At 61.9% G+C, this 260-nt stretch carries 1 pseudogene; it reads right to left on the bottom strand.

The features are described 5' to 3' along the window. Positions 1-260, bottom strand: a pseudogene (locus A3764_RS21515) (2,3-bisphosphoglycerate-independent phosphoglycerate mutase); the annotation flags it as partial.

Genomic DNA, 260 nt, shown 5'->3' with positions numbered 1-260 from the left:
TAGTTGACCACGATCAGGTCGTAGCCGTCGCGGATCGCCGCAACCAGCCTGTCGGTGACTTCGTCGGCCGACATTTCTGGCTTCAGGTCATAGGTCGCCACATCCGGGGATTTCGGCATGTGGCGGTCTTCTCCGGTCGCCGCCGCTTCCTCGCCCCCGTTCAGGAAGAAGGTTACATGGGGATATTTCTCGGTTTCCGCCAACCGGAACTGGCGCAGCCCATGGCACGCGACCCAGGCGCCCAGCGTGTTCACGATTTC

The organism is Sulfitobacter sp. HI0129, assembly GCF_001635395.1.
Taxonomy (GTDB): domain Bacteria; phylum Pseudomonadota; class Alphaproteobacteria; order Rhodobacterales; family Rhodobacteraceae; genus Sulfitobacter.
Note: the sequence above shows the minus strand (reverse complement) of the source record. Positions and strands in the feature narration are given on the sequence as shown.